We start from the raw sequence: 20493 nt of genomic DNA, 5'->3' as shown, positions 1-20493 counted from the left end.
AGGAGCTCATTCTAGGTTCACGATGCGACTCGCCCGACCTGCTATCAGGCGGCGAGCCGACCGTTGCTGCTCAGGAGGCTCATTGGCGGGTGTCATAACTCGTCGTTGCCATCACTCGTCCCTTCAACGGGCGATGTAAAGGTAGCGACCATGGCCTCTAGCAAATTTCCGGCCCGTTTACGCGTGGCTGGGTCCTCCAGAGTGGCAAGCAGTTCGCTTGCTCGTGCGCGTAATGCGGCCATCTCGTCGTCCGCCCTGCGCTCGGGGTCGGTTCTGCGTAGCAGGTCGGCGATCAACTCATATGCATCCAGTACCGACTTCGTCTTCTGCTTGGGGTCCCCTGTGGCGAACTGCAGGTCCGCGTAACGATCGACCCACCAGACTGGTCCGAGGTGCTGGTCGAGCAGCCGCTCACGGAGGATTTCCAGGCGTGCGGTTTCGGCGGCCTCCGCCAGCCGCTGCTGTTCGGCAGCTTCTACACGGCGCCGTGCGATGGCCACGGTGTGATCCGCTACAGAGAGACGCACACGTCCGGTAACCTCCAAACGCGGGTCTCCGCAGATTGGCTGGCCAAGCTCGGCATTCACTGCGTCCTGCGCTTCCCGGTTCAACAGCACCGGATAATCGGCGCAAATACGGGAAGCGAGGTCACGAAGGAGTGACCGTGCCACTTCATCGCCGTACAATAGTGGCCCTTGCTCCGGCACACGTTGCCAGCCGTAGGTGATCCTGGCCTCGAAATACAGCCCATGGTTAGCGCTTTCGAGACGGGTGATGAAACGCGTGCCGCTGCTGCCACGGTCTCGTCGACGGGGCATTCTCACCACCGTCACGCCACCTGCCGCGCTTCGTCGCGACTACCGCGATCGGCACGATCGCGAACGGTCTGCACAAATGCCCCTCGGAGCTGTCGACGGAAGGCCCCCTCACCGCCGATGACTCGATCAAGGTCATCACTAAGGGCATCTGCCTGCTCAGCGAAGATTGCGCTGATGACAGCTTCCACCGCATCAGCGGGAAGCAGCCCGGCCTCGGCCGCTGCCGCCCAACGAGCGAGGACCCGAGATGCTCTGGGGCGCAGGCCGGGACTCGCCCAAACAGCTCCCCAGCCCTTTTGCAGCAGACTCTGTACGGCCTGGCCCAGTTCACCATCCCTTGCCAACAAGCCGAGTGCCGGGTCGGTATTTCGTTCTTCGAGTGCTGATCCTGACTGGTCGAAAGCGTTGAGGAAGAGTGTGCGATGGCGTCCGTCCGGTACGTCACCTGTTGCCCAGTCGGAAAGGGTCTTCAGCGTTCGTGCCCCTTGGTCGGGGTCGGTGAGGAGTACGGCTACGGTGGTGACGGCCTCCTGGCGTATGGACTCCCCGGACTCCCGCTCCAACACATACTGCATGCGCTTTAGGGCGATTGACGGGTACTCCTTCCCCATTTTTCCGCGACAGACCGTGATGACCGCACGCTGACGATCAGGCTTGGTGATTGCCTTTGCCCAGCCTCCGAGCTCCTGCCGAACACGGGCTCCATTAGCCGGGTCAAGGCTAAGCTGAGCAAGCACGTCGCAAGCGAGATTCGTGTGCTGAGCGCTGTCGGCTTCCAGCCACTGTTCGATCAGTTCGAGGACGACGCCGACTCCCTCGCTCTCGGCTACACTTCCTAGCGCCTCGGCGATCTTGTCGAGATACCCGGCAGCAATCCCCTTCGGTCCGCTGATCTCGCCGAGCCAGCGTCGCAGGAGCGGAACTACCTGCGGGCGAGTACGCCACACATGCCTGAGCAGCGCCGGCCCCGCCCCGGGGCGCTTGTGGTTGATGGAGATCTTGCCGTTTGCGAAGTGCAGATCCGCAGCCTCACAGCGCTGGGCTTCGTCAGCTCCGGCTAGAGGGCCGCCTATGCTGCGAGGCCAGTTGAACTCCTCGTAAGGCAAAAGGAGATCCGCCGCGTCCAGAACGATGCGCCCGTCAGCACCGTCTAGGCAAGCTGCGGCGATCTGCCGCGCACGGACTGCCGGCGCGGACTCATCGTCACCGCCGAACCACTCGGTGAGCTTGTGTTTCCAGCCGCGGTACTGGTCCACAGCTTCCCTGTCATTCGGTCCATCAGCTGCCAGCATGATTTCGGCCAGCCGGACCGCCTCGCCAGGCGACTCATCACCGTTTAGTAGTTCCGCGAAGTCGCTCTGCCCCGATTGCAGCCAAGCCACCCGAGAGCGCTGGACCGGATCGGGGGCAGTCTCGATACGGCGGCGCACCACATCGACGGGCTGCGGACGGTCGACTTTGATAGTCGGTACGGCAGCCTCAGACTGACCTGGCGTGAGGAGCGGACCCGCAACGTACTCGGTGGCAACGATCATCAGGCATGAGCTGATTTCCTTCGCACGCTGCGCATAGCCGGGAAGCTGCTGGATGAATTTCGAGCTGAGCGGTGACTGACTCCCCGTCAAGTTGAGCAGGTATCCTACGCCCGGCCTACAAGGAACGAGTGAAGTATCCTCCTCGTCCCAATCCGGGTACAGCTCATATACAGGCCCGAAAGAAGGGAGCCAGGAATCCAGGATCCGCAATGCTGTTGTGCGGCGACCCGAGCGCGGCCCCCCCACCACGATCATCACGCCGGGCCCAAGCGAAGAGTCTTGTGACGGAGGGGCTAATTCCGGCCGGGCAGCACGCACCGCTGGCGAGACATACTCCGCACGTAAGATGCTGGACCTCCCCAGGGCATGCGGAATCAACTGCTGGAGCCCTGTGTACTGCGTGAAGTCACCCGCTACGAGATATGCGTCTCTGCCTGCGTCGACCCCTTCGGCCTTGAGTCTGTAGTCGTCATCCTCGCTGTCGTGGTGCCCAGTCACTTCTCCCCCTTGTTGATGTTCACGTCACGGCCGCCAAGGATGGCGTCGCCTTTGGCCTTGATGTTGCGGAACGTTGTCCGGTGTTGAGCGATGCCACCTGCGGGAACGTCGCGTAGCTCCTCCGGGAGACCACGCACGGCCTCGGCTGCTTCATCTGACCGCCCTGCAAGGACGGTCAGAAGCTGGGTCACGTCCTGGGCAGCAGCCTGGCTGAGAGTCGATCGCACGGGCTCTGGCGCAGTTCCGACGGTTTGCTGGTAGCCGTCGAGTCGCTCCAGCACCGTGTCGGTCTCTTCCGGTGCATGGCGCCGGAAGAGACCGAGCACGCGATCTCTTGCGTACTCCCACGTCGCGGTGCCCATCGAGCCGACAACGGCCGCACCGGCCATGCCTGCGAACTCTGCTGGCGTAGTCACCGTGGTGCTCCTCTCTTGGAGATGTGCCGCAATTAGGGTGCTACGACCAGACACTGCAGAAAAGAGGGCAAGCGGGCTCACGGGGAAGCTTGGGGCGCGCTCGCGTCGGCGTACAGACCGCCCGCCTTGCCAGATCCTTCGGACTGTTGCCGTCTACGTGAGCGGACCTGCCGCCACTGTCCGGACGACACGGCAGCACCTTCCGAAACGCCCTGCCCTGGCGCACATGAACCTTGCAGACACCTACTCAGTGCCGTTCGGCGGGCTCTGACCTGGGCTTGTAATCCGCCGTTTTGGGTCTTCCACCTGCCCGTCACCCCACTGTCCGTGCCATTGACGTGACGGCACGGCAGTCCGCACCCAGTCCGCAGCACCCCCGCTCACTCCGTCCCACCCCAACGCACCCAATCGAAAAGGCCAGGTCAGCGCACCACGGCAAACATCGCCGCGGCACACCGGCCTGGCCCACTACTTGGAGACCAAGAAGCACGTAATGAGGGCGGCTGTCCCATCGCATTGCTGGGACAGCCGCCCTCATTACCTCTGACGGAGTGTCAGCGCATTCGGTCCCCGGTGCACACCCGGTGCACAAGGACCTGGAAACCCAGGGCGACCCACGAGAACCACCGAGAAGCATCCCCGCAGGTCATGAGCCCTCTCCAGGGCTCACCCCAGGTCACCGGACACCGGCCTTTAGATGTCGAAGTACAGCTCGAACTCGTGGGGGTGGGGCCGCAGCTGCATGGGCGCGATCTCGTTGGTGCGCTTGTAGTCGATCCAGGTCTCGATGAGGTCGGAGGTGAAGACGCCGCCGGCCTGGAGGTACTCGTTGTCGGCCTCGAGGGCGTCGAGGACGGCCGGGAGGGAGGTGGGGACCTGGGGGACGCCGGCGTGCTCTTCGGGGGCGAGCTCGTAGAGGTCCTTGTCGATGGGCTCGGCCGGTTCGATCTTGTTCTTGATGCCGTCCAGGCCCGCGAGGAGCAGCGCCGAGAAGGCGAGGTAGGGGTTGGAGGACGGGTCGGGGGCGCGGAACTCGACGCGCTTGGCCTTCGGGTTGGAGCCCGTGATCGGGATCCGCATCGCGGCGGAGCGGTTGCGCTGCGAGTAGACCAGGTTGACCGGGGCCTCGAAGCCGGGGACCAGGCGGTGGTAGGAGTTCACCGTCGGGTTGGTGAAGGCGAGCAGCGAGGGGGCGTGGCGCAGAATGCCGCCGATGTAGTAGCGGGCGGTGTCGGAGAGGCCCGCGTAGCCCTGCTCGTCGTGGAAGAGGGGCTCGCCGCCGGTCCACAGGGACTGGTGGACGTGCATGCCGGAGCCGTTGTCGCCGAAGATCGGCTTGGGCATGAAGGTGGCGGTCTTGCCGTTGCGCCAGGCCGTGTTCTTGACGATGTACTTGAACAGCATCAGGTCGTCGGCGGCGGCCAGCAGCGTGTTGAACTTGTAGTTGATCTCCGCCTGGCCCGCGGTGCCGACCTCGTGGTGCTGGCGCTCGACCTCCAGCCCCGCCCTGGTCAGCTCCAGGGAGATCTCGGCGCGCAGGTCGGCGAAGTGGTCGACGGGCGGGGCCGGGAAGTAGCCGCCCTTGTAGCGGACCTTGTAGCCGCGGTTGCCGCCGGTCTCGATGGCGCCGGTGTTCCAGGCGCCCGCCTCGGAGTCGATGTGGTAGTAGCCGGCGTTCGCCTTCGTCTCGAAGCGGACGTCGTCGAAGACGTAGAACTCGGCCTCCGGGCCGAAGAACGCGGTGTCGGCGATGCCGGAGGAGGCCAGGTATGCCTCGGCCTTCTTCGCCACGTTCCGCGGGTCACGGCTGTACTGCTCGCCGGTGATCGGGTCGTGGATGAAGAAGTTGATGTTGAGGTGCTTCTCGGAGCGGAACGGGTCCAGGCGCGCGGTGGACAGGTCGGGGACGAGGGCCATGTCGGACTCGTGGATCGCCTGGAAGCCGCGGATCGACGAGCCGTCGAACATCAGGCTCTCGGTCGGGTCGAAGGTCTCCGCCGGCACGGCGAAGTGCTGCATGACGCCGGGCAGGTCGCAGAACCGGACATCGATGAACTTGATGTCGTTGTCCGCGATGTACTTCTTGGCCTCGTCGGCGTTCTGGAACATCCATCCTCCTAGTCCCGCCGCGTCGGGACGGGCTTGCTCCGGCTCCGGCTGCGGCACGGGGCCGCTCGCCTGAGACCGACCCTAGGCAGGGGCCATTTCTCCAGCATGACTCATTTGTTTCGCCGATGTTAATCGCCGGGAGACCTCTCCGGCCCTCACCATGCGGAGTTCCGCGCTCACGGTCAGCAGCGTGGTCCGCCCCGTCGAGCCCGGCGACGACCGGAGACAGCGGCCGGAAATCGGCGCGATACCGTTGACGGGTGGACAACAGGGAAGCAATCGGGTCGTGGCTGTCGGGACCGCGCGCGGCGGCCGCGGACATGGGAGCCGACTTCGGCTACCGCGGCAAGCGGCTCGGCCTGCCCGAGGAGGGGCCCGGTTCCCTCGCGCCGGTCGGCCGCCGGGTCGGTGCCCTCTTCATCGACTGGGCGCTCTCCGCCCTCACCGCGTTCGCGCTGCTGGCCGGCCGGAAGCTGGAGGGCACCAGCGACTGGGCGCTGGTCGTCTTCGTCGTCATGAGCGTGCTGATGGTCGGTACGGTCGGCAGCACCCTGGGCAAGCGGCTGCTGGGGCTGCGCGTCGTGGCTCTCGACGGGCTGGGCAAGCTGCCGGTGTGGCGCACGGTCGTGCGGACGGTGCTGCTCGGCATCGCCGTCCCCGCGCTCATCTGGGACCGCGACAACCGGGGCCTCCACGACCGGCTCTCGGGCTCCGTCCAGGTACGCGGCTGACAGCGCGGCCGCAATCGCTCGCGGGTCCGGCCGACCGGCATACCCGTGTACTCGTAGGCGACGAGTAGGCACGAGTACACGGCAAGCGAGCGCGAGTACGCGACGAGCGAGCACGAGGGGGCGGGGACCGCGCAGGTGCGCGGTCCCCGCCCCCTCGTCGTGGGACTCGTCATGGGGACTCGTCGTGGGAGAGTCCGCCGTCGGGTGGGCCCCGTCAGCGGCCCTGCGGGCCCTTCGGAAGCTTCATGCCCTTGGGCATCGGCCCCTTCGGGATGGGCATGTTGCTCATGAGGTCGCCGAGCGCGCGGAGCCGGTCGTTGATCTGGGTGACCTGCTGGCCCTGGAGCGTGCGGGGCAGCTTCATCATCTTCACCCGGAGCTTCTTGAGCTCGACCTGGTCCTCACCGTCGCCGACGACCATCGTGTGCACCGGCACGTCGCCGACCACGCGGTTCATCTTCTTCTTCTCGGACGCCAGCAGGCCGCGCAGCCGGTTCGGGTTGCCCTCGCCGACCAGGACGATGCCGGCCTTGCCGACGGCCCGGTGGACGATGTCCTGGCTGCGGTTCATCGCCACGGCCGGGGTGACCTGCCAGCCCCTGCCGATGTTCTCCAGCACGGCGGCCGCGGCCCCCGGCTGGCCCTCCATCTGCCCGAAAGCGGCCCGCTCGGCGCGGCGCCCGAAGACGATCGCGCAGGCCAGCAGGCCCAGGAGCACGCCCACGATGCCCACGTAGACCGGGTGACCGATCAGGAAGCCGATCGCGAGGAGTACACCGAAGGTGACAAGCCCCACGCCGGCCAGGATCCAACCGATCTTCCGGTCCACGCGCCGGGTCATCTTGTACGTCTGGGCGATCTGCTTGAGCCGCCCAGGGTTCTCGGTGTTGTCCTTCCTCGCCATGCGGTGAAGTTTACGTGGGGCCGCGGGTGCTGCGCCGCGCGGCCGGGGGTACAGGGTCCTCGGGGCCCTCCGCGCGGGTACGGGCGCCGGTGGCGGGGTCAGCCCCGGGAGGTCGCGGGCGCTGGGCGGTCGGCCGCCGCGTTCAGCACCGTGTCCGCTTTCCGGGCCGCCGCGTTCAGCACCGTCTCCGCTTCCAGCCGGGACCTCGCCCTGCGGCGGTCCTCCAGGACCGCCGTCCACGCGTTGCGGCAAGCCACCCGCCGGCCGCTGCCGAACAGGATGTGCTCAAGACCTTCCAGTGCCCACAGGGTGGTCCGCACTGTGCCCCTCCGTCAGTCCTCGCCTCGTTCGAACCGTGCGCGGTGCGCGGTTACAGCGTCACGCAACGGTGTTACCAGGCGGTGACCGGCGGGTCAAAGCCGGAAGAAGCATGTGCGGCGAAGCTCACTGACCGCTTCGCCGCACAGACCTCTCACGCCTCAAGGGCGACAGGGCGCCCCCCACCTTTGAGGGCGGACGCCCGCTAGGCCGCAGAGGTGTTCCCCGTCCTGCGGGCCTCGATCGCCTGCTTGTAGAGGCGTCCGGCGCGGTAGGAGGAGCGCACCAGCGGGCCGGACATGACGCCGGCGTAGCCGATCTCGTCGGCCTCGTCCTTCAGCTCGACGAACTCCTGGGGCTTGACCCAGCGCTCCACGGGGTGGTGGCGGGGGGTGGGCCGCAGGTACTGGGTGATGGTGATCAGCTCGCAGCCGGCCTCGTGCAGGTCGCGCAGCGCCTCGCTGATCTCCTCGCGGGTCTCGCCGAGGCCGAGGATGAGGTTGGACTTGACGACGAGGCCGTCCTCGCGGGCGCGGGTGAGGACCTCCAGCGAGCGCTCGTAGCGGAAGCCGGGGCGGATGCGCTTGAAGATGCGGGGCACCGTCTCGACGTTGTGGGCCAGCACCTCGGGGCGGGAGGAGAAGACCTCGGCGAGCTGGTCGGGCTCGGCGTTGAAGTCGGGGATCAGCAGTTCGACGCCGGTGTCGGGCATCAGGTCGTGGATCTGGCGCACCGTCTCGGCGTAGAGCCAGGCGCCGCCGTCGTCGAGGTCGTCGCGCGCGACACCGGTGATCGTCGCGTAGCGCAGCTCCATCGTGCGCACGGACTCGGCGACGCGGCGGGGCTCGTCGCGGTCGAGCTCGGCGGGCTTGCCGGTGTCGATCTGGCAGAAGTCGCAGCGACGGGTGCACTGCTCGCCGCCGATGAGGAAGGTCGCCTCGCGGTCCTCCCAGCATTCGAAGATGTTGGGGCAGCCCGCCTCCTGGCAGACCGTGTGCAGGCCCTCGCTCTTGACCAGGTTCTGGAGGGCGTTGTACTCGGGGCCCATTTTCGCCCGGGTCTTGATCCATTCGGGCTTGCGCTCGATGGGGGTCTGGCTGTTGCGGACCTCCAGGCGGAGCATCTTGCGACCGTCGGGTGCGACAGCGGACACGTCCGGCTCCCTACGTACTTTCGATTCAGCGGCGGGTATCAGGCTACGCCTGCGGTTGTGGGCTTCCGAACCGGCCGGAACCTCGAAGAGCTCCGGCCCGTGGCGGAAGGGGTCAGACCGCGCGGGGCAGGGGCGTCGAGGACTCCAGGACCTCGCGCAGGTGCTTCTCCATCAGGGGAAGCACCTCAAAGACGGGAACATTCCTGCCCAGCTCCTGCGAGAGCGAGGTGACGCCCGCGTCCCGGATGCCGCAGGGGATGATCTGGTCGAAACCGGTCGTGTCCGGGTCGCAGTTGAACGAGAAGCCGTGCATGGTCACGCCCTTGGCGACCCGGATGCCGATCTGCGCCATCTTGCGGTCCACCCCGCGCTGGCCCGCGTTGGAGGGGGCGTACTCGGGGCCCATCAGGCGCGGGTCGTAGTCCTCCTGGTCGAGCCGGGGGTCGAAGTCGAGCGCGAGGCCGGTGGCGGGGCGCTCCGACGCCCTGCCGAGGTCGTCGCCGAGCACCCACACTCCGCTGCGGCCCTCGACGCGGGTGGTCTCGACGCCCAGCTCGGTGCACACCCGGATCATGGCCTCCTCGAGGCGGCGCACGTGCGCGACCACGTCCACGGGGCGGGGCAGCTTCAGGATCGGGTAGCCGACGAGCTGGCCAGGGCCGTGCCAGGTGATCTTGCCGCCGCGGTCGACGTCCACGACGGGGGTGCCGTCAAGCGGGCGTTCGCTGTCCTCGGTGCGCCGCCCGGCGGTGTAGACCGGGGGGTGCTCCAGCATCAGGCAGGTGTCGGGGATCTCGTCGGCGAACCGCGCGGCGTGCACCCGCTTCTGTTCCTGCCAGGCGTCGAGGTAGTCGACGGCGTTGTCGCCGAAGCCCAGGTGGACGAAGCGCAACTCGCCCTCCACCGGACCGTTCAGCCGGGGTTCTCCCATGCCTCATGTCTCCTTCGTCACGCCCGCGGTGGCGGGCTGCTCCGCGCTCGCGCCCGCCGCCACTCTACGGCGGTCACGCAGTGTCGTCGCAGGTGGTCACCTACTCACACGTACGGATGAATACACGACGAAGGGGGCGAACGAGGTACGGCGGACCGTTACATTCGCGCCGTTCCAGCAGGGCGCCCCGGCGTCTGACACAAGCCGTGAGGGCAGGAGACCGTTAAGCCGATGACGATGGAACGATCTGGGGAGTCGGTGAACGACACGACCCAGCCATCCCAGCAGCGCATCCCCAACCGTCAGCTCGCCGCGCTGATCGCCGAGGCGGGCTTCTCCAACGCCGGTCTGGCCAGGCGCGTCGACCAGCTGGGCCTCGAACACGGTCTCGACCTGCGTTACGACAAGACATCGGTGACGCGCTGGCTGCGCGGTCAGCAGCCGCGGGGCACCACGCCCGCGCTGATCGCCGAGGTCTTCACCCGGCGCCTCGGGCGGCGGCTGACGGCGCAGGACCTGGGGCTGGACGCGTGCGCGCCGGTCTACGCGGGCCTGGAGTTCGCGGCCACGCCCGCCGAGGCGGTCGACATCGTCAGCGGGCTGTGGCGCAAGGACTCGGGCAGCCACGCCGAGCTGCGGAAGATCGCCTTCACCCCGGCGGGGCTCGTGGTGCCGAGCCGGGACTGGCTGATCGGCCGGGCCGACGAGCGGGTGGCGCGCGGCCCCGAGCCCGAGGGGCCGCTGAACCATCCGCCCGGCGGCGCGGGCCCCGGCGCCCTCGCCGGCGCGGGACCGCTCCCGGCGGGGCTCGCGGCCGGCACAGGACCGGCCCGCGGTCCCGGCGCGGGACCGGGGCGCGGGGCCCCTCCGGGACCGGCCGCCGGACGCGGAGCCGTCAGCGGGGCCGTGGGCGGGGCGTCCCTGGGCGGTGGACTGCGGGTCCCCGCCCAGTCCCGGGTCGGCGGCGGCACCGGCGTCGCCGCCAGGCCGCCGTCACTGGCCGCCGCGCGCCTCGACCGGGTCGAGCGGGGCCCGGGCCAGCGGGTATCGGGCGGCGACGTGGCGGCGTTGCGCTCGGTGTGCGACCTCTTCCGCGCCCTCGACCACGCCTACGGCGGCGGCCACGCCCGGCAGGCCCTGGTGCGGTATCTGGAACACGAGGCCGAGCCGATGCTCCGCGGCGTCTACAGCGAGCAGCTCGGCAGACGCCTCTTCGGCGCGGCCGCCGACCTGACCAGGCTGGCGGGCTGGACCTCCTACGACATCGCCGCGCACGGCCTGGCACAGCGCTACTTCGTGCAGGCGCTGCGGCTGACGCAGGCCGCGGGCGACCGCGCCTTCGGCGCCTACGTGCTGGTGACGATGAGCAGGCAGGCCGTCTACCTGGGGCACGGCAGGGAGGCGGTGCAGCTCGCGCGGGTCGCCCAGCAGGGGGTGGGCACCTCGGTGCCGCCCCTCGTGCAGGCGCTGCTGCACGCGGCCGAGGCGCGGGGGCACGGCGTGCTGGGCGAGGTGCGGGCCTGCGCGGCGTCGCTGGCCCGCGCGGAGCGCGCCCTGGAGGCGGCGCGCCCCAACGAGGACGTTCCCGTCTGGGCGCGCTTCTTCGACGACGCGCAGCTCGCCGACGAGTTCGGCCACTGCCACCGGGACCTCCAGCAGTACCGGGCAGCCGCCCAGCACGCCGAGCGCTCCCTCCAGCTGCGCGGGGCCGGGTTCGCGCGCAGCAGGCTCTTCTGCCGGGTGGTGCTGGCCACGGCCCGGCTGGGGCTCGGCGAGATCGAGCAGGCCTGCCAGCTCGCGGCCGAGGCGGCCCACCAGGCGGCGGAGATGCGCTCGGTGCGGGCCCACGAGTACGTACGGGACTTCGAGCGGCGCCTGGAGCCGTACCGGGACGCGGCGGCGGTCCGGCAGTACCGGGAGAAGGTCTCCGCCCTGGTGTGATCCCGACACGCACCGCGCTCACAACGGAACGGAGCCCGCACCGCCGCGGTCACCGTCCCGGCGGAGCCCCCCACCCCATCCGGCAAAGGCTCCGCCGGTGCGGGTCGGCACCGGCTTCCGCGCCGGAGCGGCCCCGCGGCCGCTCCCCCACCGCACCCGGCGAACGCTCCGGCACCGGTGCGGGACGGCGCCGGCTTCCGTGCGGGGACGGGCCGGTGGCCGCTTCCGCCCGCGCCCGGCGAAGGCTGCCGTCCCGGCCCCGGCGAGGGGCCTCCGCCCGGCGCTGGTGTCACGGGCGGCGGGTCAGTGGCCGGCAGGGGATTTCCATGGTGACCATGGTGGGCCCGCCAGGGGGGCTGGTGAGGGCCAGGACGCCGTCGAACTGGCCGAGGCGGCGTTCGATTCCCGCGATGCCGGAGCCCCCGGAGACGTCTGCGCCGCCCTGCCCGTCGTCGGTGACGGCGATCCGCAGCATGCCGCCGTCGAGGTCGGTGTGGTGGATGTCGACCCAGATGTGGTCGGCGTCCGCGTGCTTGACGGCGTTGGTGAGGATCTCGCTGAGGGAGAAGTAGGCCGCGGACTCGACCGGCTCGGGGAAGCGTCCCGGCAGCTCGACGTCGACCTCGACGGGCATCCGCATCCGCAGGGCGAGGGCCTGGGCGGCGTCCCCGAGGCCGCGTTCGGCCAGTACCGGCGGGTGGATGCCGCGTACCAGGTCGCGCAGTTCGGTCAGGGCCTCGGCCGAGGTCTCCCTGGCGTGGGCGAGGAGTTTCTTGGCCTGGGCGGGGTCGTGTTCGAGGAGGGCTTCGACGGCACCGAGGCTCATGCCCATGGAGACCAGCCTGGCCTGTGCGCCGTCGTGCAGGTCCCGTTCGATGCGGCGCAGCTGAGCGGCCGAGGTGTCCACGGCGTCGTGCCGGGTCTCGTAGAGCCGCTCGACGCGCTGGGTGAGCTGGGCGCCCCGGGTGGGGGCGAGCAGGGCGCGGGCGAGCTGGAAGTGGCCGTCGAGCAGGTAGGGGTTGGCGTAGCGGGCGACCAGCAGTGCGAAGGTGCCGAGCGCGGCGGCGGCCAGCGCGTCGCCGAAGGTGTCGATGTGGACGAAGCCGTACCAGTAGTCGCCGGCGACCGCGTGCCACAGCCCCGCGAGCAGTACCCAGCCCTCCAGGCCCCAGGCGATCAGCGCGGCGGGCAGGAGGGCGAGGAGGAAGCCCGCCACGGCGTCGGAGAGCAGCCAGGCGAGGTCGCGCCAGGTGGCCGGGTCCTTGAGGAGCAGCACCGTGCGTTCGACGTGCCCGGTGATCCCCGAAGGGCCGGGCGGCAGCGGCCTGTAGGGGTCCAGGACGCGCAGGCCGGCCCAGTGCCCGGCGAGTGCGCGGCGCTGGTTGGCGTGGACGCGTACGGCGTGCACGACCCACGGGGTGGTGAAGAAGCCGAGGCCCAGCAGCAGGAAGACGGCCGACAGCACCGTCACGATGAACAGGGCGAGGGAGACGCCCAGGGAGAGCACCATCAGCGGGAGGCCGCGTGCGGCGGCGAGCAGTGCGCTCGCCGCGCGGCCCCGCCGCGCTCGGGCGGGCCCCGGCGCCCCCGCCCGCTCCATGCCGTCCTGCGGTGTCATGCCCGTTCCCTTCTTCTCGGCCATCGCCCGCCAGGACCCGTGTCCAGGCGGTGCTGGATGCCCCTGTTCCGGGCACGGTGACCAGTCTGCGCGTGCCGGCCCCGTCCGCACACTCGTCTCCGCGCCCGTCTGCGGGGTGCACCTAGCACCACCTCGGAAGTCTCTTTTCGCCCCGTCGGGCAGGGGGTTTCGGCGGCTGGGGCGCGTGGTTCCGCGCTTCTAGCGTCGTTCCCGCTCGATCCAGGTACGTCCGTCCGACACCTCCAAGACCAGGAGCGGGGATCCCGTGACCAGACCATCGACCGGCTCACCGACCAGACCACCGTCAGCGCCCGGGGCCGGCGGGGCGGCCGGGCCACCGGCCTCAGGCGCCACTCCCCGCCCGGCGCGCGGGGCCCGCCCGGGGCCGGCCGCGCGGCTCGGCGGGTGGAGCACCCGGCACCGGAAGACGGCGGTGTTCGGCTGGCTGCTGTTCGTGGTGCTGACCGCGACGCTCGGCGGGATGGCCGGGCTGACGCAGCCGACCGAGGCGGAGATGTCGGTGCGGGACTCCGCCCGCGCGACCGCGATCCTTCAGGACGCCGGTATCGAGGAGCCGCCCGCCGAGTCGGTGATGGTGGCGAGCCGGGCCGAGGGCGGCTGGCGGGCGGCCGCGGCGGACGTCGTACGGGCCGTCGAGGACACCGGCCGGGTCAAGGACGTGCGCGAGCCGCTGCCGTCCGAGGACGGCAGGGCGGCGCTGATCGGCTTCCGGATGCGGGGCGCGGCGGACTCGACGGACGACAAGCCGGTCACCGAGGTCCTGGACGCGGTCGAGGAGGTGCGCGAGGGGCACCGCGGCGAGGGCGTCGAGATCCACCAGTACGGCGAGGCCAGCGCGGGCAAGTGGCTGAACGAGATCCTCGGTGACGACTTCGCCAAGGCCGAGTGGACGGCCGTACCGCTGGCTCTGGGCATCCTGCTGGTGGCGTTCGGGGCGCTGGTGGCGGCGCTGCTGCCGGTCGCGCTCGCGATCACCGCGTTCCTGGCCGCGAACGGCATCCTCGCGCTGGTCTCCAGCCGGCTGCACATCGACGAGCAGACCAACTCGGTGATGCTCCTGATGGGGCTCGCGGTCGGGGTCGACTACTGCCTGTTCTATCTGCGCAGGGAGCGCGACGAGCGGGCAGCGGGCCGGGACGCCCAGACGGCGTTGCGGATCGCGGCCGCGACCAGTGGGCGGGCCGTCCTGGTCTCGGGCCTGACGGTGATGGTGGCGATGGCGGGCATGTTCCTGTCGGGGCTGTTGCTGTTCCAGGGGTTCGCGGTGGCCACGATCCTGGTCGTCTTCATCGCGATGGTCGGCTCGGTGACGATCCTGCCCGCCGCGCTGTCCTGGCTGGGCGACCGGGTGGAGAAGGGCAGGCCACGCCTGTTCGGCAGGCGCGGCGGCGGACGCGGGCGGAAGCGGGGGCGGGCGGCGGGGCAGCCCGGGGCCGCCGGACAGGACAGGTCCGCGGGACAGGGCGGTCCCGCTGGGCGGCGCGCGCCCGGTGGCCGGATCTCCGGCGCGCTGCTGCGGCCCGTGCTGGCGGCGCCGGGGCTGTTCGCCGTCGCCGCCGCCGTGGCGATGCTCGCGCTGGCCGCGCCCGCGCTGGGCATGAAGACCGAACAGCTCTCGCTGGAGCAGCAGATGTCACAGGACGCCGAGCTGCGGGTCAGCGCCGAGAAGATCAGCGAGACCTTCCCCGGTGGTCCTTCCCCGGCGCGTGTCGTCCTCAAGGCCGACGACGTGCGCTCCGCGAAGACCCGCACGGCGCTGGCGGACTTCCGCGGTGCCCTGCGCGAGGAGGGCGCGCGGTTCGGCAGAGGCGTCGAGACGCGGGTGTACGCCGACTCCGACGTCGCCGTGATCGACGTACCGCTGGCGGGGAACGGGACCGACGCGGCCTCGCTCGCCGCGCTCGACACCCTGCGCGACCGCCTCGTCCCCGACGTCCTGGAACCGGCGGCCGCCGGTGGCCAGGCCTACGTCACCGGTGAGCTGGCCGGCTCGACGGACTTCAACGACCAGTTGCGGGACGGCATCGTGCCAGTGTTCGCGTTCATCACGGCCGTCACCTTCTTGCTGATGCTCGTGTGCTTCCGCTCGCTGCCCATCGCGCTCGCCTCGATCGTGCTGAACCTGCTGTCGGTCGGCGCCGCGTACGGGGTGATGACGGCGGTCTTCCAGCACGGGTGGGGTGACGAGCTCTTCGGCACACAGGCGGTGGGTGCCATCGAGTCGTGGATGCCGCTGTTCGTGCTGGTGGTGCTGTTCGGTCTGTCGATGGACTACCACGTCTTCGTGGTCTCCCGGATCCGCGAGGCCAAGGACCGGGGAGCGGCCACGCGGGAGGCCATCCGTGAGGGTGTGCGGGCCACGGCCCCCGCGGTGACGGGGGCGGCCGTCATCATGATCGCCGTCTTCGCGGTGTTCGCGACGCTGTCGATGCAGGATATGAAGCAGATGGGTGTGGGTCTGGCCGTCGCCGTCCTGCTGGACGCCACGCTGGTGCGCATGGTGCTGCTGCCCGCGGTGATGATGCTGCTGGGCGAGCGCAACTGGTACCTGCCCTCGTGGCTGCGGTGGCTGCCCCGGGTGGAGCACGGGGAGGCGGGGTCCGAGGAGCGGGAGCGGGCGGATCGGGCGGAGGGGCACGCGGTCTCGGCGTCGGCCGCCGTCCCCGAGGCGCCCGGCGGCGCCCGCGACCGGCAGCACGTGGGGTGAGACGCGAGGGTGGTGCCCGCCGCACCCGGCGGGCACCACCCTCGTGGGGTCAGCGGGCGCCGTGCGCCTGCGGGATCGCGTCGCCGGAGGGGGCGTCGCCGCGCCCGTAGTGGTGGGTGGTGAACATGTACAGCAGTCCCGTGCCCAGCACGATGCCGCCGCACAGCAGCACGATGTAGTTGGAGTACCAGGGCTCCTCGGGCGTGCGGGCCCAGCAGATGTTGACGATGGCGAAGATGCCGTAGGCCAGCGCCGCGCCGTTGACCAGCAGGCCCCAGCGGCCGAGGGTGAACTCCCCGGTCGCGCGCCAGCCCTTGATCCGGGCCCGCAGCGCGGCGAGGACGACCATCTGGAAGGCGCCGTAGATGCCCAGGATCGCGAAGGACACGATCTTGGTGAGGGCGTCGGCGGAGATCAGCGAGCCGAAGGCGATGAGTCCGGGGATGACGGCGGCCACCAGGAGCGCCACCTCGGGCACGGCCCGCTTGGGGGAGAAGTGGCGCAGCAGCCGGTGTCCGACGACCATGCGGTCGCGGGCGTAGGAGTAGATGAGGCGCCCGGCGGCGGCCTGGAGGCTGACGGTGCAGGAGAGGAAGGAGATGAGGACGACGGCCATCACCAGGCGCGCGCCCACGGTGCCGAGCGCGTCGAAGAGGAGGTTGACCACGGGGTCGGAGTTCTCACCGGAGATCACCGCGCCGTAGTCGGTGACCGACAGCAGCAGCGAACCGCAGGTGAAGGTGGCCGCGGCGCCGCCCACGTAGATCGTGCGGCGCATCGCCTTGGGGATGACCTTGCCGGGGTGGGCGACCTCCTCGGCGGTGTCGCCGCACGCCTCGAAGCCGTAGTACTGGTAGAAGCCGATGATGGCCGCGGCCAGGAACACCGGCGCGTAGGAGCCGCTGCCCTGCGTTCCGTAGGTGTCGAAGAGGACGCCGAGCCCGTGCATGCGGTGCGTGGACAGCAGGTAGACGCCGACGATGAGGGCGCCGATCAGCTCGGCGCCGAAGCCGATGACGGCGGCCAGGGACAGCGCCCTGGTCCCGGCGTAGTTGATGAGCGCGGCGACGACGATGAGGATGACGGTGCAGATCACCGTGGTGTGCACGCTGGCGTCGAACCCGAACAGGATGGCGACGTAGGGGCCCGCGCCGTACGCCACGCTGGTGATCGTCACCAGCAGCGCCCACATGTAGACCCAGCCCGTCATCCACGCGTACCGCATGCCCCACAGCCGCCGCGCCCACGGGTAGACGCCGCCCGCGATGGGGTACTGGGCCACGATCTCCCCGAACACGAGGGAGACCAGGAACTGCCCGCAGCCCGCCAGCAGGAACGCCCAGATCATCGGCGGCCCGCCCTCGGCCAGCGCCGAGCCGAAGAGGGTGTAGGTGCTCACGACGGGCGAGAGGTAGGTGAAGCCGAGGGCGAAGTTGGCCCAAGGACCCATCTCCTTGCGGAACTCCGTGCCGTGCTCGCCGCCGCCCCCGCTTCCCGCGTCGCCGCCGGAGGCGGGTGCGGCGGCCGCGCCGGCCATCACCGTTCGCTCCCGTCCGGTTCGGGGCCCGGGCGCCCGGTGAGCAGGTCGGCGGCGCGCTCGGCGGCGAGCAGCACGGTCACCATCGGGTTGACGGAGGGCAGGGTCGGGAAGACGGAGGCGTCGACGACGCGGACGCCTTCCAGGCCGCGCAGCCGCAGTTCGGGGTCGACGACGGCCCAGGGGTCGTCGGCGGCGCCCATCCGGCAGGTGCCCGCCGGGTGGTAGACGGTGTGCGCGGCGCGCCGCCCGTAGTCGGACAGCTCCTGATCGGTGACCAGGTTCAGGCCGGGGGCGACCTCACGGAACAGCCAGTCGCGCAGCGGTGCGGTGGCCGCCACCTCGCGGGCCATGCGCAGCCCGTCGACGAGGGTGCGCTCGTCGTGGCCCTCAGGGTCGGTGAAGTAGCGGAAGTCCAGGGCCGGGTGCACGGCCGGGTCGGCGCTGCGCAGCCACATCCGTCCGGTGGAGCGGGCGCGCGGCACGTTCGGCGTCATGCACACGCCGTGCGGGACGGCGGGGTAGCCGAGGCGTTCGGTGTTGACGGTGAAAGGCACCTGGTAGAAGTGGAACATCAGGTCGGGTCTGGGCCGGCCGGGGTCGCGGCGGACGAAGAGCCCGGCATCGGAGTCCATGGCCGAGTTGGGCGGCAGCGGCTCCCTGGTCTCCCAGACGATCACCGACTCGGGGTGGTCGAGCAGGTTCTCCCCCACCCCCGGCAGGTCGGCCCGGACGTCGATGCCGAGCGCGCGCAGCTCGTCGGCGGGTCCGACGCCGGAGTGGAGCAGCAGCCTGGGCGTGTCCACCGCGCCCGCGCACAGCAGCAGTTCGCGCTCGGCGTGCACGGTGCCGGTGGAGCCGTCCTCGTACCGGACGGCGACGCGGGTGAGCCGTCCTGCCGGGTCGGGCTCCAGCCTGTACGCCCACGTGAGGAGCTTCAGCGTCAGGTTGGGCCGGTCCATGACGGGGTGCAGGTAGGCGACCGAGGCCGAGGAACGCTTGTTCGTCGCCGGGTCGTAGGCGAGGGAGAAGAACCCGGCGCCCTCGGGGAAGGGGGCGCGGTTGAAGTCCTCGATGACGGGCACGCCGAGCGCCTCGGCGGCGGCGGTCACGAAGTCCCGGGCGATCGGGTTTTGGTCCTCCTCGCCGACGGGCACGATGTGGTTCTTCAGCCGGTGCCTGTAGGGCAGGATCGTGACCGGGTCCCAGCCCGCGCACCCCTTGGCCACCCACTCGTCCAGATCCTCAGGGAAGGGCAGGAAGCTGATGAGGGTGTTGTGCGAGGAGCAGCCGCCCAGCACCCGGGCGCGCGAGTGGACGATGTGCGAGTTGCCGCGCGGCTGCTCTGTGGTGGTGTAGCCGTAGTCGTACTCGGTCTCCAGCAGGTTGATCCAGTTGCGCAGCCGCAGCACGTTCTCGTCGCCGACGTCGCTGGGCCCGCCCTCGATGACGCAGACCCGGCAGTCGGGGTCCTCGGTCAGCCGCGCCGCCAGCACGCAGCCCGCGGTGCCGCCGCCGACGATGACGTAGTCGTACGCGCTCTCGCTCATGAGGTGCTCCTCGTCCACCCGGCGCCCCTCAGCCCTTGAACCAGCCGGAGGGGCCCGGCCTGAGGTTCTGGTAGATGTGCTTGGCCTCCTGGTACTCGCGCAGACCGGTCGGGCCCAGCTCTCGGCCGATGCCGGAGCGACCGAAGCCGCCCCATTCGGCCTGCGGCACGTACGGGTGGAAGTCGTTGATCCAGACCGTGCCGTGCCGCAGCCGGTTCGCGACCCGCTGGGCGCGGCTCGCGTCGCTGGTCCACACCCCGCCCGCCAGGCCGTAGCGGGTGTCGTTGGCCAGCTCGACGGCCTCGTCCTCGGTGCGGAACCGCTCGACGGTGACGACGGGCCCGAACACCTCCTCCTGGACGATGCGCATCGAGCGGTCGCAGTCGGCGAAGACGGTCGGCAGCAGGAAGAAGCCGTCGGCGAGTTCGGGATCGTCGGGTCGGCGGCCCCCCGTAACCAGCCGGGCCCCCTCCTCGCGGGCGATCTCCAGATAGCCTTCCACCTTGGCCCGGTGCTCTGCCGAGGACAGCGGCCCCGACTCGGTCATCGGCTCGAGGCCGTTGCCCAGCCGGATGGCGGCGGCCCTGGCGCCCAGCTCCTCCACGAACCTGTCGTGCAGGCCCTCCTGGACGATCAGCCGGGAGCCGGCCGAGCAGACCTGGCCCGAGTGCAGGAACGCGGCGTCCAGCGCGTAGTCGAGCGCCGCGTCGAAGTCGGCGTCCTCGAAGACCACGTTCGGGTTCTTGCCGCCCAGCTCCAGCGCCAGGTTCTTCACCCCGGGCGCCACGCTCTCCATGATCCGCCGCCCGGTGGACAGCCCGCCGGTGAAGGAGACCAGGTCCACCTCGGGGTGCGCGGTCATCGCGGCGCCCACGCTCGCGCCGGAGCCGAGCACCAGGTTGGCGACCCCGGGCGGTGCGCCCGCCTCCGCGATGAGGCGGACCATGGCGAGCGTGGACAGCGGCGTCGTCTCGCTCGGCTTGAGGACGAAGGTGTTGCCCGCGGCCAGCGCGGGGGCGACCTTCCAGGACGCCTGGAGCAGCGGATAGTTCCACGGTGCGATCAGCGCGCACACTCCGACCGGGTGGTACACGACGCGGCTGAGCACATCGGGGCCGACGTCCACCACCCGTCCGCCGTCCTTGCCCGCGAGCTCCGCGAAGTAGCGGAAGGCGTTGGCCACGTCCTCGATGTCGATACGGGCCTCGGCCAGCGTCTTGCCCGTGTCGAGGGTCTCGGTGCGGGCGATCTCCTCCTGGTCGCGCAGGAGGAGATCGTGGACGCGGTGGAGCACGTCAGCGCGGCGCCGGGTGGGGGCACCGGCCCACTCCTCCCGCTCGAAGGCCCGCTTGGCGGCCCGTACCGCCATGTCGACATCGGTCTCGTCCGCCTCGTCGACCGTCGTGATCACGGAGGCGTCGAACGGGTTGACCACCTCCCGCCGCCCGCCCGCCGCGGCCTGCCGCCACTCCCCGTCGATGAACAGCTCCGCCATGACGTCCGTCTCCCTCACTCGGCCCCGGCCGCTCCGACCGGGCGTCGGACCCGGCTTTCGTTCCCGACCGGGGACCGGACCGGTCCCGGCCCGGCGTCACGATGGCGCGGGGCGGCGGCGACGGCCACGGGACGCACCGGGCGTGCACACGTGAGGGGCGATAGTCGGCACTGATGGGGCAACGCGGCGC

The 20493-nt window shown here is 70.5% G+C and carries 15 protein-coding genes; 3 read left to right on the top strand and 12 right to left on the bottom strand.

Annotated elements, in window-relative coordinates:
- Window positions 1-92: 92 nt before the first annotated feature.
- From DQ392_RS34170 to glnA, 4 genes are all read right to left on the bottom strand, one after another.
- Window positions 93-833: a hypothetical protein gene (locus DQ392_RS34170; protein WP_181856612.1), complete on the bottom strand. Its 741-nt coding sequence runs from the start codon at window positions 831-833 to the stop codon at window positions 93-95.
- The gene (locus DQ392_RS34165) at window positions 830-2443 is read right to left on the bottom strand and encodes a hypothetical protein (protein WP_147266592.1); all 1614 of its coding nucleotides are present in this window, start codon (window positions 2441-2443) and stop codon (window positions 830-832) included. Before DQ392_RS34165 ends, DQ392_RS34170 begins: the two co-directional genes overlap by 4 nt.
- 404 nt (window positions 2444-2847) lie before the next feature.
- Window positions 2848-3267 carry a hypothetical protein gene (locus tag DQ392_RS28965; RefSeq protein WP_147266591.1) on the bottom strand — a complete coding sequence of 140 codons (420 nt, stop codon included), beginning with the start codon at window positions 3265-3267 and terminating at the stop codon, window positions 2848-2850.
- A 693-nt stretch (window positions 3268-3960) separates the two neighbouring features.
- Complete coding sequence (gene glnA, locus DQ392_RS28960) at window positions 3961-5376, bottom strand: type I glutamate--ammonia ligase (RefSeq protein WP_114018600.1); 1416 nt, start codon at window positions 5374-5376, stop codon at window positions 3961-3963.
- A gap of 260 nt (window positions 5377-5636) precedes the next feature.
- Here glnA and DQ392_RS28955 point away from each other — a divergent pair, with 260 nt between their 5' ends.
- A complete protein-coding gene (locus DQ392_RS28955; RefSeq protein ID WP_114018599.1) occupies window positions 5637-6107 on the top strand; it encodes an RDD family protein in 471 nt (156 codons plus the stop codon).
- A 214-nt stretch (window positions 6108-6321) separates the two neighbouring features.
- Here the strand turns inward: DQ392_RS28955 and DQ392_RS28950 are convergent, their stop codons facing one another.
- The 4 genes from DQ392_RS28950 to lipB all read right to left on the bottom strand — a co-directional run bounded on the left by DQ392_RS28950 (window position 6322) and on the right by lipB (window position 9413).
- On the bottom strand, window positions 6322-7011 hold the full coding sequence (locus DQ392_RS28950) for a DUF4191 domain-containing protein (RefSeq protein WP_114018598.1): 690 nt from the start codon (window positions 7009-7011) through the stop codon (window positions 6322-6324).
- Window positions 7012-7109: 98 nt separating this feature from the next.
- Window positions 7110-7331: a hypothetical protein gene (locus DQ392_RS28945; RefSeq protein WP_114018597.1), complete on the bottom strand. Its 222-nt coding sequence runs from the start codon at window positions 7329-7331 to the stop codon at window positions 7110-7112.
- Window positions 7332-7534: 203 nt separating this feature from the next.
- The gene (gene lipA / locus DQ392_RS28940) at window positions 7535-8482 is read right to left on the bottom strand and encodes a lipoyl synthase (protein WP_114018596.1); all 948 of its coding nucleotides are present in this window, start codon (window positions 8480-8482) and stop codon (window positions 7535-7537) included.
- Window positions 8483-8594: 112 nt separating this feature from the next.
- Window positions 8595-9413, bottom strand: coding sequence for a lipoyl(octanoyl) transferase LipB (gene lipB, locus DQ392_RS28935; protein WP_114018595.1), 819 nt, complete (start codon window positions 9411-9413; stop codon window positions 8595-8597).
- Window positions 9414-9644: 231 nt separating this feature from the next.
- Here lipB and DQ392_RS28930 point away from each other — a divergent pair, with 231 nt between their 5' ends.
- Window positions 9645-11354: an NsdA family TPR-like regulatory protein gene (locus tag DQ392_RS28930; protein WP_181856611.1), complete on the top strand. Its 1710-nt coding sequence runs from the start codon at window positions 9645-9647 to the stop codon at window positions 11352-11354.
- 289 nt (window positions 11355-11643) lie between these two features.
- Here the strand turns inward: DQ392_RS28930 and DQ392_RS28925 are convergent, their stop codons facing one another.
- Window positions 11644-12972, bottom strand: a complete 1329-nt coding sequence (locus tag DQ392_RS28925; protein WP_425470624.1) for a sensor histidine kinase — start codon at window positions 12970-12972, stop codon at window positions 11644-11646.
- A gap of 502 nt (window positions 12973-13474) precedes the next feature.
- Here DQ392_RS28925 and DQ392_RS28920 point away from each other — a divergent pair.
- Window positions 13475-15721, top strand: coding sequence for an MMPL family transporter (locus DQ392_RS28920; RefSeq protein ID WP_245982109.1), 2247 nt, complete (start codon window positions 13475-13477; stop codon window positions 15719-15721).
- Window positions 15722-15770: 49 nt separating this feature from the next.
- Here the strand turns inward: DQ392_RS28920 and DQ392_RS28915 are convergent, their stop codons facing one another.
- Genes DQ392_RS28915 through DQ392_RS28905 form a run of 3 tightly spaced genes read right to left on the bottom strand, consistent with a single transcriptional unit; the run spans window position 15771 to window position 20303 of the window.
- Window positions 15771-17258 (bottom strand): APC family permease, encoded by a 1488-nt coding sequence (locus tag DQ392_RS28915; RefSeq protein WP_114018594.1) that lies wholly within the window; start codon window positions 17256-17258, stop codon window positions 15771-15773.
- Entirely contained in the window at window positions 17258-18808 is a 1551-nt protein-coding gene (locus DQ392_RS28910; RefSeq protein ID WP_114018692.1) for a GMC family oxidoreductase, read from the bottom strand. Before DQ392_RS28910 ends, DQ392_RS28915 begins: the two co-directional genes overlap by 1 nt.
- A 28-nt stretch (window positions 18809-18836) precedes the next feature.
- Entirely contained in the window at window positions 18837-20303 is a 1467-nt protein-coding gene (locus DQ392_RS28905; RefSeq protein ID WP_114018593.1) for an aldehyde dehydrogenase family protein, read from the bottom strand.
- Between the last annotated feature and the right edge of the window lie 190 nt (window positions 20304-20493).

It is taken from the genome of Streptomyces reniochalinae (assembly GCF_003323735.1).
In the GTDB taxonomy this organism is placed as follows: Bacteria; Actinomycetota; Actinomycetes; order Streptomycetales; family Streptomycetaceae; genus Streptomyces; species Streptomyces reniochalinae.
This window is presented reverse-complemented; position numbering and strand designations above follow the sequence as displayed.

Bases quoted from the DNA above. Each gene is read 5' to 3' on its own strand.
- DQ392_RS28910 (WP_114018692.1), bottom strand. From the start codon at position 18,808: ATGAGCGAGAGCGCGTACGACTACGTCATCGTCGGCGGCGGCACCGCG.
- DQ392_RS28905 (WP_114018593.1), bottom strand. From the start codon at position 20,303: ATGGCGGAGCTGTTCATCGACGGGGAGTGGCGGCAGGCCGCGGCGGGC.
- lipB (WP_114018595.1), bottom strand. From the start codon at position 9,413: ATGGGAGAACCCCGGCTGAACGGTCCGGTGGAGGGCGAGTTGCGCTTC.
- DQ392_RS28920 (WP_245982109.1), top strand. From the start codon at position 13,475: ATGGCCGGGCTGACGCAGCCGACCGAGGCGGAGATGTCGGTGCGGGAC.
- DQ392_RS28925 (WP_425470624.1), bottom strand. From the start codon at position 12,972: ATGACACCGCAGGACGGCATGGAGCGGGCGGGGGCGCCGGGGCCCGCC.
- DQ392_RS28915 (WP_114018594.1), bottom strand. From the start codon at position 17,258: ATGGCCGGCGCGGCCGCCGCACCCGCCTCCGGCGGCGACGCGGGAAGC.
- glnA (WP_114018600.1), bottom strand. From the start codon at position 5,376: ATGTTCCAGAACGCCGACGAGGCCAAGAAGTACATCGCGGACAACGAC.
- DQ392_RS28930 (WP_181856611.1), top strand. From the start codon at position 9,645: ATGACGATGGAACGATCTGGGGAGTCGGTGAACGACACGACCCAGCCA.
- DQ392_RS28950 (WP_114018598.1), bottom strand. From the start codon at position 7,011: ATGGCGAGGAAGGACAACACCGAGAACCCTGGGCGGCTCAAGCAGATC.